The organism is Rhodopseudomonas sp. NSM, from assembly GCF_052445935.1.
Taxonomy (GTDB): domain Bacteria; phylum Pseudomonadota; class Alphaproteobacteria; order Rhizobiales; family Xanthobacteraceae; genus Rhodopseudomonas.
Genome location: NZ_JBQTCH010000001.1, coordinates 173,993 through 188,912 on the forward strand (window position 1 = coordinate 173,993; position 14,920 = coordinate 188,912).

Annotated in this window: 15 protein-coding genes; 7 read left to right on the plus strand and 8 right to left on the minus strand. The window is 68.0% G+C overall.

Going from position 1 to position 14,920, the window contains the following annotated elements:
* Positions 1-126: 126 nt before the first annotated feature.
* Genes lpxK through ACTZWT_RS00820 form a run of 5 tightly spaced genes read right to left on the minus strand, consistent with a single transcriptional unit; the run spans position 127 to position 4,988 of the window.
* Positions 127-1,152: a tetraacyldisaccharide 4'-kinase gene (gene lpxK, locus ACTZWT_RS00800; protein ID WP_444767827.1), complete on the minus strand. Its 1,026-nt coding sequence runs from the start codon at positions 1,150-1,152 to the stop codon at positions 127-129.
* Positions 1,145-2,491: a 3-deoxy-D-manno-octulosonic acid transferase gene (locus ACTZWT_RS00805; protein ID WP_444767828.1), complete on the minus strand. Its 1,347-nt coding sequence runs from the start codon at positions 2,489-2,491 to the stop codon at positions 1,145-1,147. Before ACTZWT_RS00805 ends, lpxK begins: the two co-directional genes overlap by 8 nt.
* Before the next feature lie 16 nt (positions 2,492-2,507).
* Positions 2,508-2,753, minus strand: coding sequence for a DUF4170 domain-containing protein (locus ACTZWT_RS00810; protein ID WP_444767829.1), 246 nt, complete (start codon positions 2,751-2,753; stop codon positions 2,508-2,510).
* 35 nt (positions 2,754-2,788) lie between these two features.
* The gene (locus tag ACTZWT_RS00815; RefSeq protein ID WP_444767830.1) at positions 2,789-3,604 is read right to left on the minus strand and encodes a 3'(2'),5'-bisphosphate nucleotidase CysQ; all 816 of its coding nucleotides are present in this window, start codon (positions 3,602-3,604) and stop codon (positions 2,789-2,791) included.
* A complete protein-coding gene (locus tag ACTZWT_RS00820) occupies positions 3,591-4,988 on the minus strand; it encodes a TldD/PmbA family protein (protein WP_444767831.1) in 1,398 nt (465 codons plus the stop codon). Before ACTZWT_RS00820 ends, ACTZWT_RS00815 begins: the two co-directional genes overlap by 14 nt.
* A gap of 296 nt (positions 4,989-5,284) precedes the next feature.
* Here ACTZWT_RS00820 and ACTZWT_RS00825 point away from each other — a divergent pair, with 296 nt between their 5' ends.
* The gene (locus ACTZWT_RS00825) at positions 5,285-5,809 is read left to right on the plus strand and encodes a DUF6101 family protein (protein WP_444768438.1); all 525 of its coding nucleotides are present in this window, start codon (positions 5,285-5,287) and stop codon (positions 5,807-5,809) included.
* A gap of 75 nt (positions 5,810-5,884) precedes the next feature.
* Here the strand turns inward: ACTZWT_RS00825 and ubiA are convergent, their stop codons facing one another.
* Both ubiA and ACTZWT_RS00835 read right to left on the minus strand, forming a co-directional pair.
* The gene (gene ubiA / locus ACTZWT_RS00830; protein ID WP_444767832.1) at positions 5,885-6,835 is read right to left on the minus strand and encodes a 4-hydroxybenzoate octaprenyltransferase; all 951 of its coding nucleotides are present in this window, start codon (positions 6,833-6,835) and stop codon (positions 5,885-5,887) included.
* Positions 6,832-7,230 carry a hypothetical protein gene (locus ACTZWT_RS00835; RefSeq protein WP_444767833.1) on the minus strand — a complete coding sequence of 133 codons (399 nt, stop codon included), beginning with the start codon at positions 7,228-7,230 and terminating at the stop codon, positions 6,832-6,834. The genes ubiA and ACTZWT_RS00835 overlap by 4 nt, the downstream gene beginning before the upstream one ends.
* Before the next feature lie 545 nt (positions 7,231-7,775).
* Here ACTZWT_RS00835 and ACTZWT_RS00840 point away from each other — a divergent pair.
* From ACTZWT_RS00840 to ACTZWT_RS00865, 6 genes are all read left to right on the plus strand, one after another.
* The gene (locus tag ACTZWT_RS00840) at positions 7,776-8,528 is read left to right on the plus strand and encodes a 16S rRNA (uracil(1498)-N(3))-methyltransferase (RefSeq protein WP_444767834.1); all 753 of its coding nucleotides are present in this window, start codon (positions 7,776-7,778) and stop codon (positions 8,526-8,528) included.
* A gap of 317 nt (positions 8,529-8,845) precedes the next feature.
* Entirely contained in the window at positions 8,846-10,003 is a 1,158-nt protein-coding gene (locus tag ACTZWT_RS00845; RefSeq protein ID WP_444767835.1) for an ATP phosphoribosyltransferase regulatory subunit, read from the plus strand.
* Entirely contained in the window at positions 10,000-10,977 is a 978-nt protein-coding gene (gene hisG, locus ACTZWT_RS00850; RefSeq protein WP_444767836.1) for an ATP phosphoribosyltransferase, read from the plus strand. Before ACTZWT_RS00845 ends, hisG begins: the two co-directional genes overlap by 4 nt.
* 110 nt (positions 10,978-11,087) lie before the next feature.
* Positions 11,088-12,131, plus strand: a complete 1,044-nt coding sequence (locus ACTZWT_RS00855) for a glycosyltransferase family 2 protein (RefSeq protein WP_444767837.1) — start codon at positions 11,088-11,090, stop codon at positions 12,129-12,131.
* Positions 12,128-13,039, plus strand: a complete 912-nt coding sequence (locus ACTZWT_RS00860; protein WP_444767838.1) for a ChbG/HpnK family deacetylase — start codon at positions 12,128-12,130, stop codon at positions 13,037-13,039. The genes ACTZWT_RS00855 and ACTZWT_RS00860 overlap by 4 nt, the downstream gene beginning before the upstream one ends.
* A gap of 118 nt (positions 13,040-13,157) precedes the next feature.
* Positions 13,158-13,997, plus strand: a complete 840-nt coding sequence (locus ACTZWT_RS00865; RefSeq protein WP_444768439.1) for a DUF2076 domain-containing protein — start codon at positions 13,158-13,160, stop codon at positions 13,995-13,997.
* A gap of 73 nt (positions 13,998-14,070) precedes the next feature.
* On the opposite strand, the gene ACTZWT_RS00870 is transcribed toward ACTZWT_RS00865, so the two are convergent.
* Positions 14,071-14,856, minus strand: a complete 786-nt coding sequence (locus tag ACTZWT_RS00870) for a L,D-transpeptidase (RefSeq protein WP_444767839.1) — start codon at positions 14,854-14,856, stop codon at positions 14,071-14,073.
* Between the last annotated feature and the right edge of the window lie 64 nt (positions 14,857-14,920).

Below are 14,920 nucleotides of genomic sequence, written 5' to 3' on the forward strand. Positions count from 1 at the left end.
CCCTGGCGCCTCGGGTTGCGAGGCGGTCTCCGCTCGGCGGAAGAGAAACTCTCAATTCAATCGATGAGCACAACCGGCAATGACGGCAGGATCGTCAAATCGGCCGCGCAGTCAATCGCGGATCGCTCATCTCCGCCGACCAAACCGACCGGCGCGGGCCTGGTTGAGCCGTTCGAGCACGAAGCCCCGCCACCTTGCCGGATCGTCGACCGCCAACGTCACCGCAAACGAAACAACCGCGCGGCCGAGCGTCGCCGCGGCGGCCGGGCCGATCCGCGCCAGATCCTTCTCGGTCGTCACCAGCGTCAGGCCGTCGCGGCGGGCGGTGTCGGCGAGGCTCGCGAGGTCGTCCGCCGTAAACGGATGATGATCGGCGAACGCCCGCGCTTCCGCCACGTCGATGCCGCTGGCGCGGAGTGTCGCGAAGAATCGCGCCGGGTCGCCGATGCCGGCGAAGGCCAGCACGCGCTGCCCCCTCAGCCGCTCCACCGAAACCTCCTCGGGCCGAAGCTGCGCGCGCAGAACGACGCCGCCCTGCGCTGCGATCTGCGCCGCGACGCCATCGGCCGCCGCGCCGTCGCCGATGATGATCAGCGCGTCGGTGCGTTCGATCTGCAGCGGCAGCGGCGCGCGCAACGGGCCGGCGGGGAACACGCAGGCATTGCCGACGCCGCGCCGGCTGTCGATCACGATCAGCGAGAGGTGCTTGACCAGCGCCGGATTCTGGAAGCCGTCGTCCATCACGATGACGCTCGCGCCCTGCGATCGCGCCAGCGCTGCGCCGTCGACGCGGTCGCGCGCGACGACGACCGGCACGCTGCGCGCCATCATCAGCGGCTCGTCGCCGACATCCGCCGCGCTGTGGCGTTGCGGGTCGACGCCGATCGGCCCCTTCAGCCGGCCGCCATAGCCGCGGCTCAGCACGACCGGATTTTCATCGAGATCACGGAGGAGTTGCACCAGCGCCAACGTCGTCGGCGTCTTGCCGGCGCCGCCGAGATGATAATTGCCGACGCAGATCACCGGCGCCCCGGCCTCGATGCCGGCCTTGCGCATCCGCCAGGAGGCGACTTCGCCATACACCGCGCCGAGCGGCAGCAGCAATCGCGACAGCAACGAGGGTGGCCGGTGCCAGAAGCCCGGCTCACGCATCGGCGGCGCCCTGCTCGATGCGCAGTTGCAGCAGATAGGGTTCGAGCGCGGCGACGGTGCGGTCCAGCGCGCCGCCGAGCCTGTCGACCACGCGGGTGGCGGCATCGATCGAGGTCTGGCGCGCATTGGCGTCGGACAGCAACTGGCCGAACCGCCTGACCAGCGCGGCGGCGTCGGCCGCGGTGAAGGCGCCGCCCTCGTCGTCGAGCGCGCGGTAGACGTCGCTGAAATTCGAGACATGCGGCCCGTGCACGATCGACGCGCCGAGCTTGACCGCCTCGATCGGATTCTGGCCGCCGTGCTCGATCAGCGAGCCGCCCATGAACACGATCGGCGCCAGCCGATAGAACAGCCCGAGTTCACCCATGGTGTCGGCGACGTAGATCGCGGTGGCCGCCGTCGGCAGTTGCTCGCGCGAACGCAATGCCGCGTGCAGGCCGGCGCCCTCGATCAGCCCGGCGATCTGTTCGCCGCGATGCGGATGCCGCGGAACGATCACGGTGAGCAATGTCGGGAACACGCCGGTGAGCGTGCGGTGAACGTCGAGCAGGATTTCCTCCTCGCCCGGATGGGTCGAGGCGGCGACGATCACCGGCCGGCCGCGCGTCACCGCCATCAGCCGTTCCAGCCGCGCCGGATCGCCGGGCGGCGGATCGACGTCCATCTTGAGATTGCCGGTGGTGATGACGTTGCGGCTGCCGAGCGCCGAGAACCGCTCCGCATCCATCCGCGACTGCGCCAGGCAGATGTCGAACTTGCCGAGCAGCGTGCCGATCGTCGCCGAGGCGCGGCGCCAGCGCGGGAACGAACGCTGCGACATCCGGCCGTTGATCAGCACCATCGGCAACCGCCGCGCCGCCGAGGCGAGGATCAGGTTCGGCCACAGGTCGGATTCGATGAACAGCGCCAGTGACGGCTGCCAGTGATCGAGGAAGCGCGCGACGAAGCGCGGCGCGTCGTAGGGAATGAACTGGTGGATGATGTCGGGCGGAAACCGTTTCGCCACCACCGCCGCCGACGTCACCGTGCCCGACGTCAGCAGGATGCGCAGATTGAGCGCGCGCAGCCGCTCGATCAGCCCGGCCGCGGCCAGCACCTCGCCGACGCTGGCGCCGTGGATCCACACCAGCGGCCCGCTCGGCCGCACATGCGCGGCGACGCCGCGACGCTCGTCGACCCGTGCAGCTTCTTCCTTGCCCTGATCGAGCCGCCGTTTGATCAGCAGCGGAACGAGCGGGGCCATGCCGGCGGTGAGCGTCTGATAGACGCGCAGCGTCATCGGCAACGGTTCGGCCAGCGAAGGCGCCGTCTGCCACCGCGGAGGTGACGCGCTCGTCATCGCCACGCGATCCCCGTCAACGTGCCGGCTTTGCGTCCTGGCCGGGATCCAGCAGGCGATGGAGATGGACGATGAAGTAGCGCATGTGGGCGTTGTCGACGGTCTGTTGAGCCTTGGCCTTCCACGCCGTGAAGGCGGAGGCGTAGCTCGGAAACACGCCGACGATGTCCACCTTGTCGAGGTCGCGGAAGGTGACGTTCTCGAGATCTTCGAGCTCGCCGCCGATGACGAGATGAAGCAATTGCTGCGCAGTGTCGGGCATCGAGGTTCCTCAGCGGCAAACGGGCAGATGCAGGCTCAACCCGCAGGACGATTGCGAAAATGCTCGACGATGCGAGCATGACGATCGCGCCCCGCGGCCACCAGAACGCCGTGCGTGACCTCGGGACGGTTGTAGACGATGGCTTCGCCCGCGAGGGTTGTTAGTGTACCATCCGCTTCGTGCACGATCAAATCGGCCGCGGCAAGGTCCCAGTCGCGGCTTTGTCCACCTGCGAATGCGACATCGACCCGACAATCGGCGACGCCACATAAACGCAATGCCAGCGAGCCGATCCGCGGAAGAATGTGAGCGCCGTCCGGCAATGCGAGGCGCTCGATCAACGGTTTCGGCCCCGCGACTTTGACGAATTCCAGATCCCGGCCGGTGCTCGCGCGAATCGGGGCGCCGTTCAGCGTCGCACCCGCCCCGCGCGTGGCGAAGAAGAACTCCTGGCTGACCGGGGCGAACACCGCCGCGAGAATCGGCGAGGCGTTTTCGACCAGCGCGGCGGAGACGCACCAGTCCTCGCGCCCGGCAAGATAGGCGCGGGTGCCGTCGATCGGGTCGATGATCCACACCCGTTGCCGCTCCAGCCGCGCCGGATCGTCGGCGCTCTCCTCGGACAACCAGCCATAGTCGGGAACGGCGGATTGCAGGCGATCGCGGATCAGATCGTTGACGGCGATGTCGGCCTCCGACACCGGCGACGACCCGCCCTTGGTCCACTCGCGCAGCTCGGTGCGGAACATCGACAGCGCCAGCGCGCCGGCCTCGCGCACCGTCGCGGCCAGCAGCGCCGCGTCGCGCGATCCGACCTCGCCCTGCCGCGTATCCGGACTAGCGCCCGGCAATCGTCAGCCCCTCGATCCGCAGCGTCGGCGCATTGACGCCGTAGCGGAAGGTCAGATCATTGGCCGGCGTCAGCGTCTTGTACATCTCGATCAGATGGCCAGCGATGGTGACCTCGCTCACGGCATAAGTGCATTCGCCGTTCTCGATCCAGAACCCGGCGGCGCCGCGGCTGTAGTCGCCGGTGACGCCGTTGACGCCGGAGCCGATCAGATCGGTGACGTAGAAGCCCTGCTTGATGTCGCTCATCAGTTCAGCCGGGCTCATCGTGCCGCCTTCGAGATGCAGATTGTAGGGCCCGGGCGACGGCGACGAAGACACGCCGCGATGCGCGTGGCCGGTGGTGGTGAGCCCGAGTTCGCGCGCGGTGGCGCAATCGAGCAGCCAGGTGGTCAGCACGCCGTCATCGACGATCGCCAGTTGCTTCACCGCGACGCCTTCGGCATCGAAAGGCTGCGAGCGCAGCCCGCGCTTGCGCAGCGGATCGTCGACGATGCGAATGCCGTCGCGGAACAGCTTGTCGCCGAGCCGGTCTTTCAGAAACGAGGTCTTGCGGGCGATCGCGGCGCCGTTGGCGGCGCCGACCAGATGCCCGACCAGCGAGCCGGCGACCCGCGGATCGAAGATCACCGGCACCTTGCAGGTCTCGACCTTGCGCGGGCCGACACGTGCCGCGGTGCGCTCGCCGGCGATGCGGCCGACGGTGTCCGGCGACAACAGATCTTCTGCGTGCGGCGCGGTGGTGTAGTCGTAGTCGCGCTCCATGCCGGTGCCGTCGCCGGCGATCGCGGTCATCGAGATGCCGTGGCTGGAGCGCAGGAACGCGCCGTGGAAGCCGGTCGAGGTCACCAGCACCATGCCGCCGATCCCCGACGAGGCGGAGGCGCCGCCCGACTTGGTGACGCCCTTGACCGCCAGCGCCGCCTGCTCGGCTTCGCGCGCGCGGCGCTCCAGCTCGGCGGTCGAGGGCGTCTGCGGATCGAGCACATCGAGCTGCGGAAATTCGCGAGTCAGCAGCGCGGGATCGGCGAGGCCGACATATTTGTCGTCCGGCGCGACCCGCGCCATCGCCACCGCGCGATCGGCCAGTTTCGACACGCCGTCGCCGGTGATGTCGTTGGTCGAGACCACCGCCTGGCGGCGGCCGACAAGGACGCGCAGCCCGACGTCGTCACCCTCGGAGCGCTCGGATTCCTGCATCCGGCCGTCGCGTACTTCGACGCCGTGCGAGACGCCGCGCACTGCAACCGCATCGGCCTGATCGGCGCCGGCGCGCATCGCCGCCTCGACCAGCCGTTGCGCCAGGTCGCTCAACGCCGACTGATCGAGCAGGTCTTGATCCCTGGAAGGCGAAGACGGCGATCGGACGCTTGGTGAAGAGTTCACAAACAGAAATCCTGAGGCTGAAAGCAATGACGGCGAGCCCGGAAACGCATCCCGAGATTTCACAGATGTGCCTGTTCGGCGCGGACTTCAAGCACTTTGCGCGACGCGGGAACAAATCATTGTCGGCTTTGCCGCAAGCTTCCGTCAATCATGCTGGCCAAGCTTCTGTCAATCATGCGGGGCGAAGCAAGGTGCGCAAGTTTCGATTAACCAGCCTTTTTAAGCGATTCCGGACGCCGCTCTGGCAAGCTTCACCCATCGACCGGACAGATAAATCCGGCGGGGAGAACAAAGCCGTGAGGCGTCAAACAGCAACAGGCGGGAGCAATTCCGCCGGGTCGAGCCGCGCTCTGCGGCTCGACCCCCTCTCACTGCCGATCCGCTTCGACGCGCACGACGTTCGTGCCGACGGCGGCATCCGGCAAATCGAATTGCATCGCGAACGCGTGATCCTGCACCGCGCCGTCGCCGGCATGCGGATGGCGATCAAGGTCCGCGTCAGCGACTTCCGCGGCATCGCCTGCCGCGGTCTCGACGACGGCCGGATGCTGATGCTGGTGCATCGCGATCCGTCGCTGTCGGTGCCGCTGTGTATCAGCGACGACAACGACGAGATCGAGCGCGCCCGCGCGCTGTGGTGCGAGATCTTCGCGCTGCCGCAACTGCCCGACGACACGCCGCGCGAACCCGCGCAACGCCGCCGCCGCCACAGCGTGATCAGCCACCGCCGGCCGCGCTTCCTGATGCGACGGCGCACCGGTGCGCTGCTGGACGCGCCGCGCAGCTACGCCGGCGAGCGCGAGATCATCGCCCGAAACTGAGGGCCTCAGGAACGCCGCGCGCCGCGAGTTCGGCACGCGCGGTTTCACCATCCGCAGAGAATGAGCCGCCGACGATTACGCCGTCGCCCGGGCGACCGCGTCGCACGACAGGCCGATGAACAGCAGCAGGCCGGCATCGCGGTTCGACTTGAACAGCTTCAGGCACAATCTGCTGTCGTGGATGTCGAGCCGGACGATCTGCGAGGCCAGATGCACCGCGAAAGCGGCGAGCCCAATCCAGCCGAGCCAGCCGGAGCCCGCCAGCACCAAAGCGGTGCCCAGCAACGTCACCGAAAGCCCGTACAGCATCATCAGCGCGGCGTGGGTCCTGTCGCCGAACAACAGCGCGGTGGACTTGATGCCGATCATCAGGTCGTCCTCGGCATCCTGATGCGCGTAGATGGTGTCGTAGCCGACCACCCAGGCGATCGAACCGGCGTAGAGCACGAACGCCACCAGATCGAGCCGTGCGAAGGTGCCGGCGAAGCCCATCAGCGCGCCCCACGAGAAGGCGAGCCCGAGCACGATCTGCGGCCAGTAGGTGATCCGCTTCATGAACGGATAGGCCGCGACGATGATCAGCGAGGCGATGCCGGTCGCGATGGTGAAGTTGTTGAACTGCAGCAGAACCGCGAGGCCGATGAACGACAGCGTCACCATGAAGGCGGCAGCCTGCTTGGCCGAGACTTGGCCCGCCGGGATCGGCCGCGACCGGGTGCGTTCGACCTTGCCGTCGAGGTCGCGGTCGGTGATGTCGTTCCAGGTGCAGCCGGCGCCGCGCATCACGAAGGAGCCGACGAAGAACAGCGCGCAGAACAGCGGCAGCTGGCTGAGATCCTTCGCCATGCCGGCCGCCAGCGCCGCCGACCACCAGCACGGCATCAGCAGCAGCCAGGAGCCGATCGGACGGTCGAACCGGGCGAGACGCAGATAGGGCCGCGACCATTGCGGCGCATGGCTGTCGACCCAATTGCCGGTCGAGTCGGCAACCGGCGCCGTCGCGCCGCTGATCGGAACGCCGGTCATCTCTGCAGCACGTTGCCGTTCAGCGTGTCGAAGGTGGTGCCGCCGTATTTCTTGGCCGACGTATTCGCCTCAGGTGCCGCGACCGACGAGCCGAGAACGTCGGCGAGGCTCGGTCCGGCCGGACCGCGCTGCTGCTGCTGGGCCGCGATGTCGCAGACCTTCTTCTGCATCCCCGTGGTGTTCTGATGGCCCTTCTTGAGCTGGTCGGCGATTTCGCCGGGGATGCCGCACTTCTTGGCGTTGGTGGTCACGTAGTTGATCATCTTGGTTTCGGCGACCGAGAAGGCGCTGATCAGCTTGCAGGCTTCGGCTGCGGGAGCCTTCCGCTTGCCGGCCGCCTGAATCGCGGCGCCGCGCTTCTCGGCGTCCTGCCGCAGCTTGACGAAGTCGTTCATGCATTCTTCGCCGCCGGCCTGCTGTCCCATCGGCGCGGCCTGCTGGGGCGGCGGCGCGAAACCTCCTCCGCCTCCCGCGAGCGGAGCTGCACCGGCCCCGAACGCGCTGCCGCTATTGACCGGCGGAAACGGCGAGGACTGCGCAGGCGCCGAAGCGGCCTGGTTCGGCAACGGCGCCGGAAAAGCCGACGTCGGAGCAGTCGTCTGCGTGGACGTGGAAGCCTGGTTCGGCAACGGTGCCGGAAATGCACTTTGCGCATTCGCCTGCACGGCGTGCAAAGTGAAGACGGCGGCGACCGTCGGCACTATCAAACGTGGGATGATCAAGGCTGCTCCTCCGGCAAAGGTTCGATGGTCCCCAAGAATCCCCAAAAACAGTCCCCGAATGCCCGCGGCGCGACGATGTTCTCGCCGCCTCGGCCTTTTACGATTCCCGAATGCCCTTAACAACCCGTGGAATAGGGCGGCAGCGCGGCGGTTCGCCACGTTTACCCGCTGATTTTGCTGGACGTTTGGACTAGAACCGGCTCCTGGAACCCACTGCCATGTCCCGATACGAATTCCGCAGCCCCCGTCTTTTCATCGACGCCGCCCTCGCCGCCGGTGTGCAGGTGCCGCTGAACCGCGACCAGAGCAACTATCTCGGCAATGTGCTGCGGCTCGGCGCGGGCGCGCCGGTGCTCGCCTTCAACGGCCGCGACGGCGAGTGGCGCGCCGTGCTGGCCGGCCGCAAGCGACCGGAAGAACTGGAAGTCGCCGAGCAGACAAGGCCGCAGGACCACCTGCCCGACCTGACCTACGCATTCGCGCCGCTGAAGCATGCGCGGCTCGACTATATGGCGCAGAAGGCCGTCGAAATGGGCGCCGGGCGGCTGCAGCCGGTGCTGACGCGGCACACCCAGGTGCATCGGCTGAACACCGAGCGGATGCGGGCCAATGTGATCGAGGCGGCCGAGCAATGCGGCATCCTCAGCCTCGCCGGTGTCGAGGAACCGGTCGCGCTGGAGCGCTGGCTCGCCGCGCGGGCCGAAAGCAGTCGCCTGCTGGTGTTCTGCGACGAGGACGCCGAGGTCGCCGATCCGGTCGCCGCACTGCAGGCCGCCCGCCCCGCGGCGGCGCAGGGGATCGACCTCTTGGTCGGGCCCGAAGGCGGCTTTGCCGCCGACGAACGCGAGCTTTTGTTGCGGCAGCCGAACATCCTCCAGCTGGCGCTCGGCCCCCGCATCATGCGCGCCGACACCGCCGCAGTCGCGGCACTGGCGCTGGTGCAGGCAGTGGCGGGTGACTGGACGGGGTAGCCAGTCGGGCTATCGCATATGAATCAAATGTTCAGCCGCGACACCCGCAACGAGTCGTCCCCGCGCAGGCGGGGACCCATAACCCCTGGCTTTTCAGGTGCAGAAAGGCCTCTGCCACCGGGCTTCCATCGAGATGCTGCGGCGTATGGGTCCCCGCCTGCGCGGGGACGACAGAGAAGAGTGGCATTCAACCATTGGCCCCGAACGGCCTTCACGCACCTCTTTGATGACGGTCGAATCTGTCATCCGGCCGTGTTAAGGGCTGCGCCGACAACCCTTTTGCCCCTCCCCTGCCCGGGATTGCAGGAATTTCGACCATGACCAAGACCGCCGCCGCTCGCGCGACCGGATCCGCCGAGTGGGCGGAGGCGCTGCTGCAATCGTTCAGCCAGGCCGGCTATGTCCGGGCCGAGCCGGCGATCCTGCAGCCGGCCGACCCGTTCCTCGACCTCTCCGGCGAGGACATCCGCAAAAGCCTCTACCTCACCACCGATTCCAGCGGCGAAGAGCTGTGCCTGCGCCCCGACCTGACGATTCCCGTCGCGCGCGACTATCTCGCTTCGCCCGGCGCCGGCGAGCCGGCCGGGTTCTGCTATCTCGGCCCGGTGTTCCGGCAGCGCAGTGGCAAGCCGAGCGAATTCCTGCAGGCCGGCATCGAATCCTTCGGCCGCCAGGACCGCGCCGCGGCGGACGCCGAAATGCTGGCGCTCGGGCTGGAAGCAACTTCCGCATTCGGCCTCACTGAAATCGACATCCGCACCGGCGACGTCGCGTTGTTCTCGGCGCTGATCGATGCGCTCGGGCTGTATCCGGTGTGGCGGCGGCGGCTGATGAAGGACTTCAACCGCCAGGCCAGCCTGGCGCAGGACATCGAACGGCTGACGCTCGCGACCTCGAGCGCCAACGAATACGAGGGCGTGCTGGCGGCGCTGGCCGGCTCCGACCGCAAGGCGGCGCTGGCGCTGGTCACCGACCTGATGTCGATCGCCGGCGCCACCACGCTCGGCGGCCGCGCGGTCTCCGAGATCGCCGACCGCTTCCTCGAACAGTCGACGCTGAAGAGCGGCGCCCTGCCGCGCGACGCGCTGCAGAAGATCCAGCGCTTCCTCGCCATCAGCGGCGATCCGAACGACGCGCTGCAACAGCTCCGCGCGCTCGCCGCCGACGCTCAGCTTGCGATCGATGCGGCGATCGATCAGTTCGAAAGCCGGATCGGCTTCATGGCCGCGCGCTGCATCGACCTGACGAAGACGCGGTTCTCGACCTCGTTCGGCCGCGGCCTCGATTACTACACCGGGTTCGAATTCGAGCTGCACCGCGCCGGCAATGGCGATGATCCGCTGGTCGCGGGTGGCCGCTATGACGGGCTGATGAGCCAGCTCGGCGCGAGCGCCCCGATCCCCGCGGTCGGCTTCTCGATCTGGATCGAGGCGATGATTCAGTCCGGCCCCGCCAACATTGGGAGCGCGTCATGACCGCGCCGTTCATTCTGGCGGTCCCGTCCAAGGGCCGTCTGCAGGAAAACGCCGAAGCCTTCTTCGCCCGCGCCGGCCTCGCGCTGTCGAAGTCCGGCGGCGCCCGCGACTATCGCGGCAGCATCGCCGGCCTCGACAATGTCGAGGTCGCCTATCTGTCGGCCAGCGAGATCGCCGCCAATCTGGCGCGCGGCGCGGTGCATTTCGGCGTCACCGGCGAAGATCTGCTGCGCGAGAGCATTGCCGACGCCGACCGCCGCGTGCTGATGATCGACGGGCTCGGCTTCGGCTACGCCAATGTCGTGGTCGCGGTGCCGCAGGCGTGGATCGACGTGCGTACCATGGCGGATCTCGACGACGTCACCACCGGCTTTCGCGCCCAGCACAATCGAAGGATGCGGGTCGCGACCAAATACATCAACCTGACGCGCGGCTTTTTCGCAGCGCACAATGTGGTCGACTACCGCATCGTCGAAAGCGCCGGCGCCACCGAGGGCGCGCCCGCGGTCGGCACCGCGGAGATGATCGTCGACATCACCACCACCGGCGCGACGCTGGCCGCCAACGGCCTCAAGGTGCTCGACGACGGCATCATGCTGCGCAGCCAGGCCAATCTGGTGGCCTCGCGCGACGCCGACTGGTCGAATGAGGCGCGCGAGACCGCGCGGGTGATCCTCGACCAGATCGCCTCGCGCGCGCGCGCCACCAAATACAAGGAAGTCCGCACCCGTTTCGCAGGCTGCAACGACGCGCTGCTCGCCGAGGCGCACAGCCGGTTCGGCGTGGTGTCGCCGTTCGGCGGCCCGACCTCGTCGGGGATGCTGACGCTGCACTGCCCGCCGGCACAGCTCTACGGGCTCGGCAGTTTCCTGCGCCAGCACGGCGCCGACACGGTGTCGGTCGCCTCGCTCGACTACGTGTTCGACAAGGACAATCCGCTGTTCAGCAAACTTGCAGCATTCCTGCGGCAATAATGCCGGGTTATGGTTCCGCCGGCGTGGCGACAGCGCCGCGTCGCCACCATATGATGCAGTCAGCAGAGCGCGTAAACTAACAACACAGCAAGCGAAGCCGGAACCGACCGATGAGACTGGGGAGTGACCTGTCAGGCCTGAATGCCGGTGCGAGCTCCGTTGCGCTGGGACTGTCGATCGTGGTTCCGGTGTTCAACGAGGCCGCCGGACTGCCGGCGCTGCACAACCGGCTCTCGACGCTCGCGGCCACGCTGCGGCAGCGCTACGGGCTGGCCTGCGAAGTGGTTTATGTCGACGACGGCAGCGCGGACGCGACGCTGAGCATCGCCCGCAACCTGCCGGCCAATGGCATCGACGTCCAGGTGGTGTCGCTGTCGCGCAATTTCGGCAAGGAAGCAGCCCTGCTTGCGGGGCTCGACCACGCCCGCCGCGGCGCGGTGCTGTTCATGGACGGCGACGGCCAGCACGCGCCGGAGCTGGTCGAGAAGCTGGTGTCGCACTGGATCGACGACGGCTACGACGTCGTCTACACCGCCAAGGCGCATCGCGACAACGAGCCGCGGCTGCGCCGCGCCGCGGTGCGCGGCTTCTACGCGATGATCAATTGGGGCGCGCGGCAGAAGATCCCGGAAGACGCCGGCGACTTCCGCCTGCTGTCGCCGCGCGCGGCGGCGGCGCTGAAGCTGCTGCCCGAGCGCAACCGCTTCTTCAAGGGGCTGGCGAGCTGGATCGGCTTCAGGCAGTTCCGGGTCGACTACGAGCCGGCGCCGCGCACCCACGGCTTCACCACCTTCAGCGCCGGCCGGCTGATCGGCCTGTCGATCGAAGGCCTGACCTCGTTCTCGGTGGCGCCGCTGCGGATCGCCAGCCTGCTCGGCGCGGCGCTGGCGCTCGGCGCGTTCCTGTTCGGACTGTCGATCCTGTGGGAGACCTGGGTCGGCGGCAAGTCGGTGCCCGGCTATCCGTCGCTGATGGTCGGCATGATGACGATCGGCGGCGTGCAACTGCTGATGATCGGCATCGTCGGCGAGTATATCGGCAAGATCCTGTCCGAGCTGAAGGCGCGGCCGATCTATTTCGTCGCCGAGCACAGCGTCCGGCAATCCGATCCGACCGCCGACGTCGGCCCGGCCAAGCAGTCCGCCGCCGAATGAGCGGAGTTGCGCCGCGGCGGATCTGGCTGTGCGCCGACGATTACGGCATCAGCCCCGGCGTCAACCGCGCCATCATCGACCTGATCGAGCGCCGGCGTATCAACGCCACGTCGGTGATGATGGTGGCCCCGGCGATCAGTCGCGACGACGTCCGCGCGCTGCTCGACGCCACCGCCGCCAATCCAGCCTGCGCCGTCGGCCTGCACGCGACACTGACCGCGCCGTTCTCGCCCCTGACGATGCACTATCGGCCGCTGCATGGCGGGATCTTCCTGCCGCTCGGCCGCAAGCTGCGTGGCAGCCTGCTGCGCCGGCACGACCCGCATCTGATCGCCGCGGAATTGACCGCGCAGCTCGAAGCCTTCGCCGAGCGCTTCGGACGGATGCCGGACTATGTCGACGGCCATCAGCACGTGCAGCTGTTTCCGCAGGTCCGCGACGCCTTCGTCGGCGTGGTGAAGGCGCTCGCGCCGAACGCCTGGGTCCGGCAATGCGGCCGCGCGCAGCCGCTGGCGCAACGGCTCGGCGCGCCGAAGCCGCTGCTGCTCGATGTGCTGAGCGCCCCGTTTCGCAGACGCGCCGCGCAAGCCGGCCTCGCCTTCAATCCGGGATTCGCCGGCGCCTATGATTTTGCCCGCGAGACCGATTTCGAAAAACTGCTGACGTCGTTTCTCGACGGCCTGCCCGACGGCGGGCTGGTGATGTGTCATCCCGGCTTCGTCGATGATGTGCTGATCAGTCTCGATCCGTTCACCGATCAGCGCGAACGCGAGCACGCGTTTCTCGCCAGCGACCGCTTCCTGCCGCTGCTCGCGCAGCACAATGTGACGTTGGCGAACAAAGCGGCCTGGGCGAGCATGCCCGCGGTCACTCCGGCACAGGTCGTTCTGTCGCATACAGAAAATTAATCCCGGCCGGGACTTATTGCGGCCCAAACCCTCCCTACATTTTCGAGGCTCACGCCCGCTGCGCCGCATTCGGCGGATCGCGCGTCGCGTGAGGTCACGGCTGCTCAGGGAGATCATCATGACACCGCAAGAACGCCAGCTTGTGGACGATCTGTTCGAAAGGCTCGCCCGTCTCGAATCCGCCCCGCGCGATCCCGACGCAGCCGCGGCAATCGCCCAGGGCCAGCGGATTGCGCCGAACGCGATCTACAGCCTGGTGCAGACCGTGCTGGTGCAGGACGAGGCGCTGAAGCGGGCGCATGAGCGCATTCAGGAACTGGAAAGCGACGGCGAAGCCGACTCTCATCGCGGCGGCGGCTTCCTCGACACCATGCGGGACACGATCTTCGGTCAGAATCAGCAGCGCGGTTCGGTGCCGAACGTGCCGCCTCCCGGCACTGGCGGCGGCCGGCCGGCCTGGAATACCGGACAGGTGCTGGGTCAACAGCAGATGGGACAGCAGCCGGCACCCGGCCAATACGCGCCGCAGCAGGGCGGCGGATTCGGTGGTCCGTTCGGCGGTGGTGCGGCCTCGCCGATGGGTGGCGGCGGCGGCTCCTTCCTTGGCACCGCCGCGGCGGCCGCAGCCGGCGTGGTCGGCGGCTCGCTGCTGCTCTCCAGCATCCGCGGGATGATGGGCGGCGGCAGCGGACAGCAAAGCATGGCCGATCAGTCCGGCCTCGGCGGCGCCAGCGCAAGTCCGTGGGGCAGTGACTCCTCCGGCGGCAATCTCGCGCAGCAGGCGGGCCTGGGCGACATCGGCTCGCAGCGCGGCGGGGTTGATGATGCCGCGTCGCGCCAGAGCGTGATGGATCCGGGATCGGACAACGATCGCATGGCCGACGCCGGCTACGACCAGGACGACATGGATCTCGACTCGGACGGCTTCGACGACGGCGGCGACAGCGACTTCGCCTGAACCGATCAGTTTCGCCACTCCCCCGAGCAAGACGGCCGCCCACGGGCGGCCGTTATCGTGACAGCGGCGGCGATCAGATCACCACCACCCGCGCGCCGACATTGACGCGGCCATAGAGGTCGATGACGTCCTCGTTGCGCATCCGGATGCAGCCGGACGAGACGTTGGTGCCGATCGTCCACGGTTCGTTGGAGCCGTGGATGCGATACAGCGACGAGCCGAGATACATCGCCCGGGCGCCGAGCGGATTGTCCGGGCCGCCTTCCATGTGCCGCGGCAGATCGGGACGGCGCGCCAGCATTTCTTTCGGCGGCGTCCAGGACGGCCATTCGCGCTTGGCGGAAATCGTCTTGACCCCGGACCAGGTGAAGCCCGGCCGGCCGACGCCGATGCCGTAGCGCAGCGCCCGACCGTCGCCCTGCACCAGGTACAGGAACTTGTTCGGCGTATCGACCACGATGGTCCCCGGCTTCTCGTTGCCCTGGTAATCGACGATCTGCTTCTCGTACCGCGGATCGAACGCCGGGCGCGCCGGATCGATCGCCTCGGGCTGACGCATGACCTGCGGATCCATCGGCGGCAGATATTGGCGCCGCGGCTCGTAGGACGGCGGCGGCTCGTAGTAACCCGACTGCGGCGGCTCGCCGCCATCCCTGAACAGGAATTCGATGAAGCCGCCGCCCATATTGGAGCGTTGTGCCGAAGCGGTGCGGACCGGCACGGGCTGCGGCGCCTGGCGGGCCCCGTAGATCACCGTTGGCTCGGGGACGGGTGACGTCTCATAGGCCGCCGCGCGCGGCAGCGCGGCGGCGAGACATGACACGCTGGTCAGCAATGCGAGGGTGGTTTTCCTGAACATCGACGTACTCTGAACTGTTTCGTCGTGGGCGCGCCCGAAGGCGCCGGTGAACGCAACTGATCAG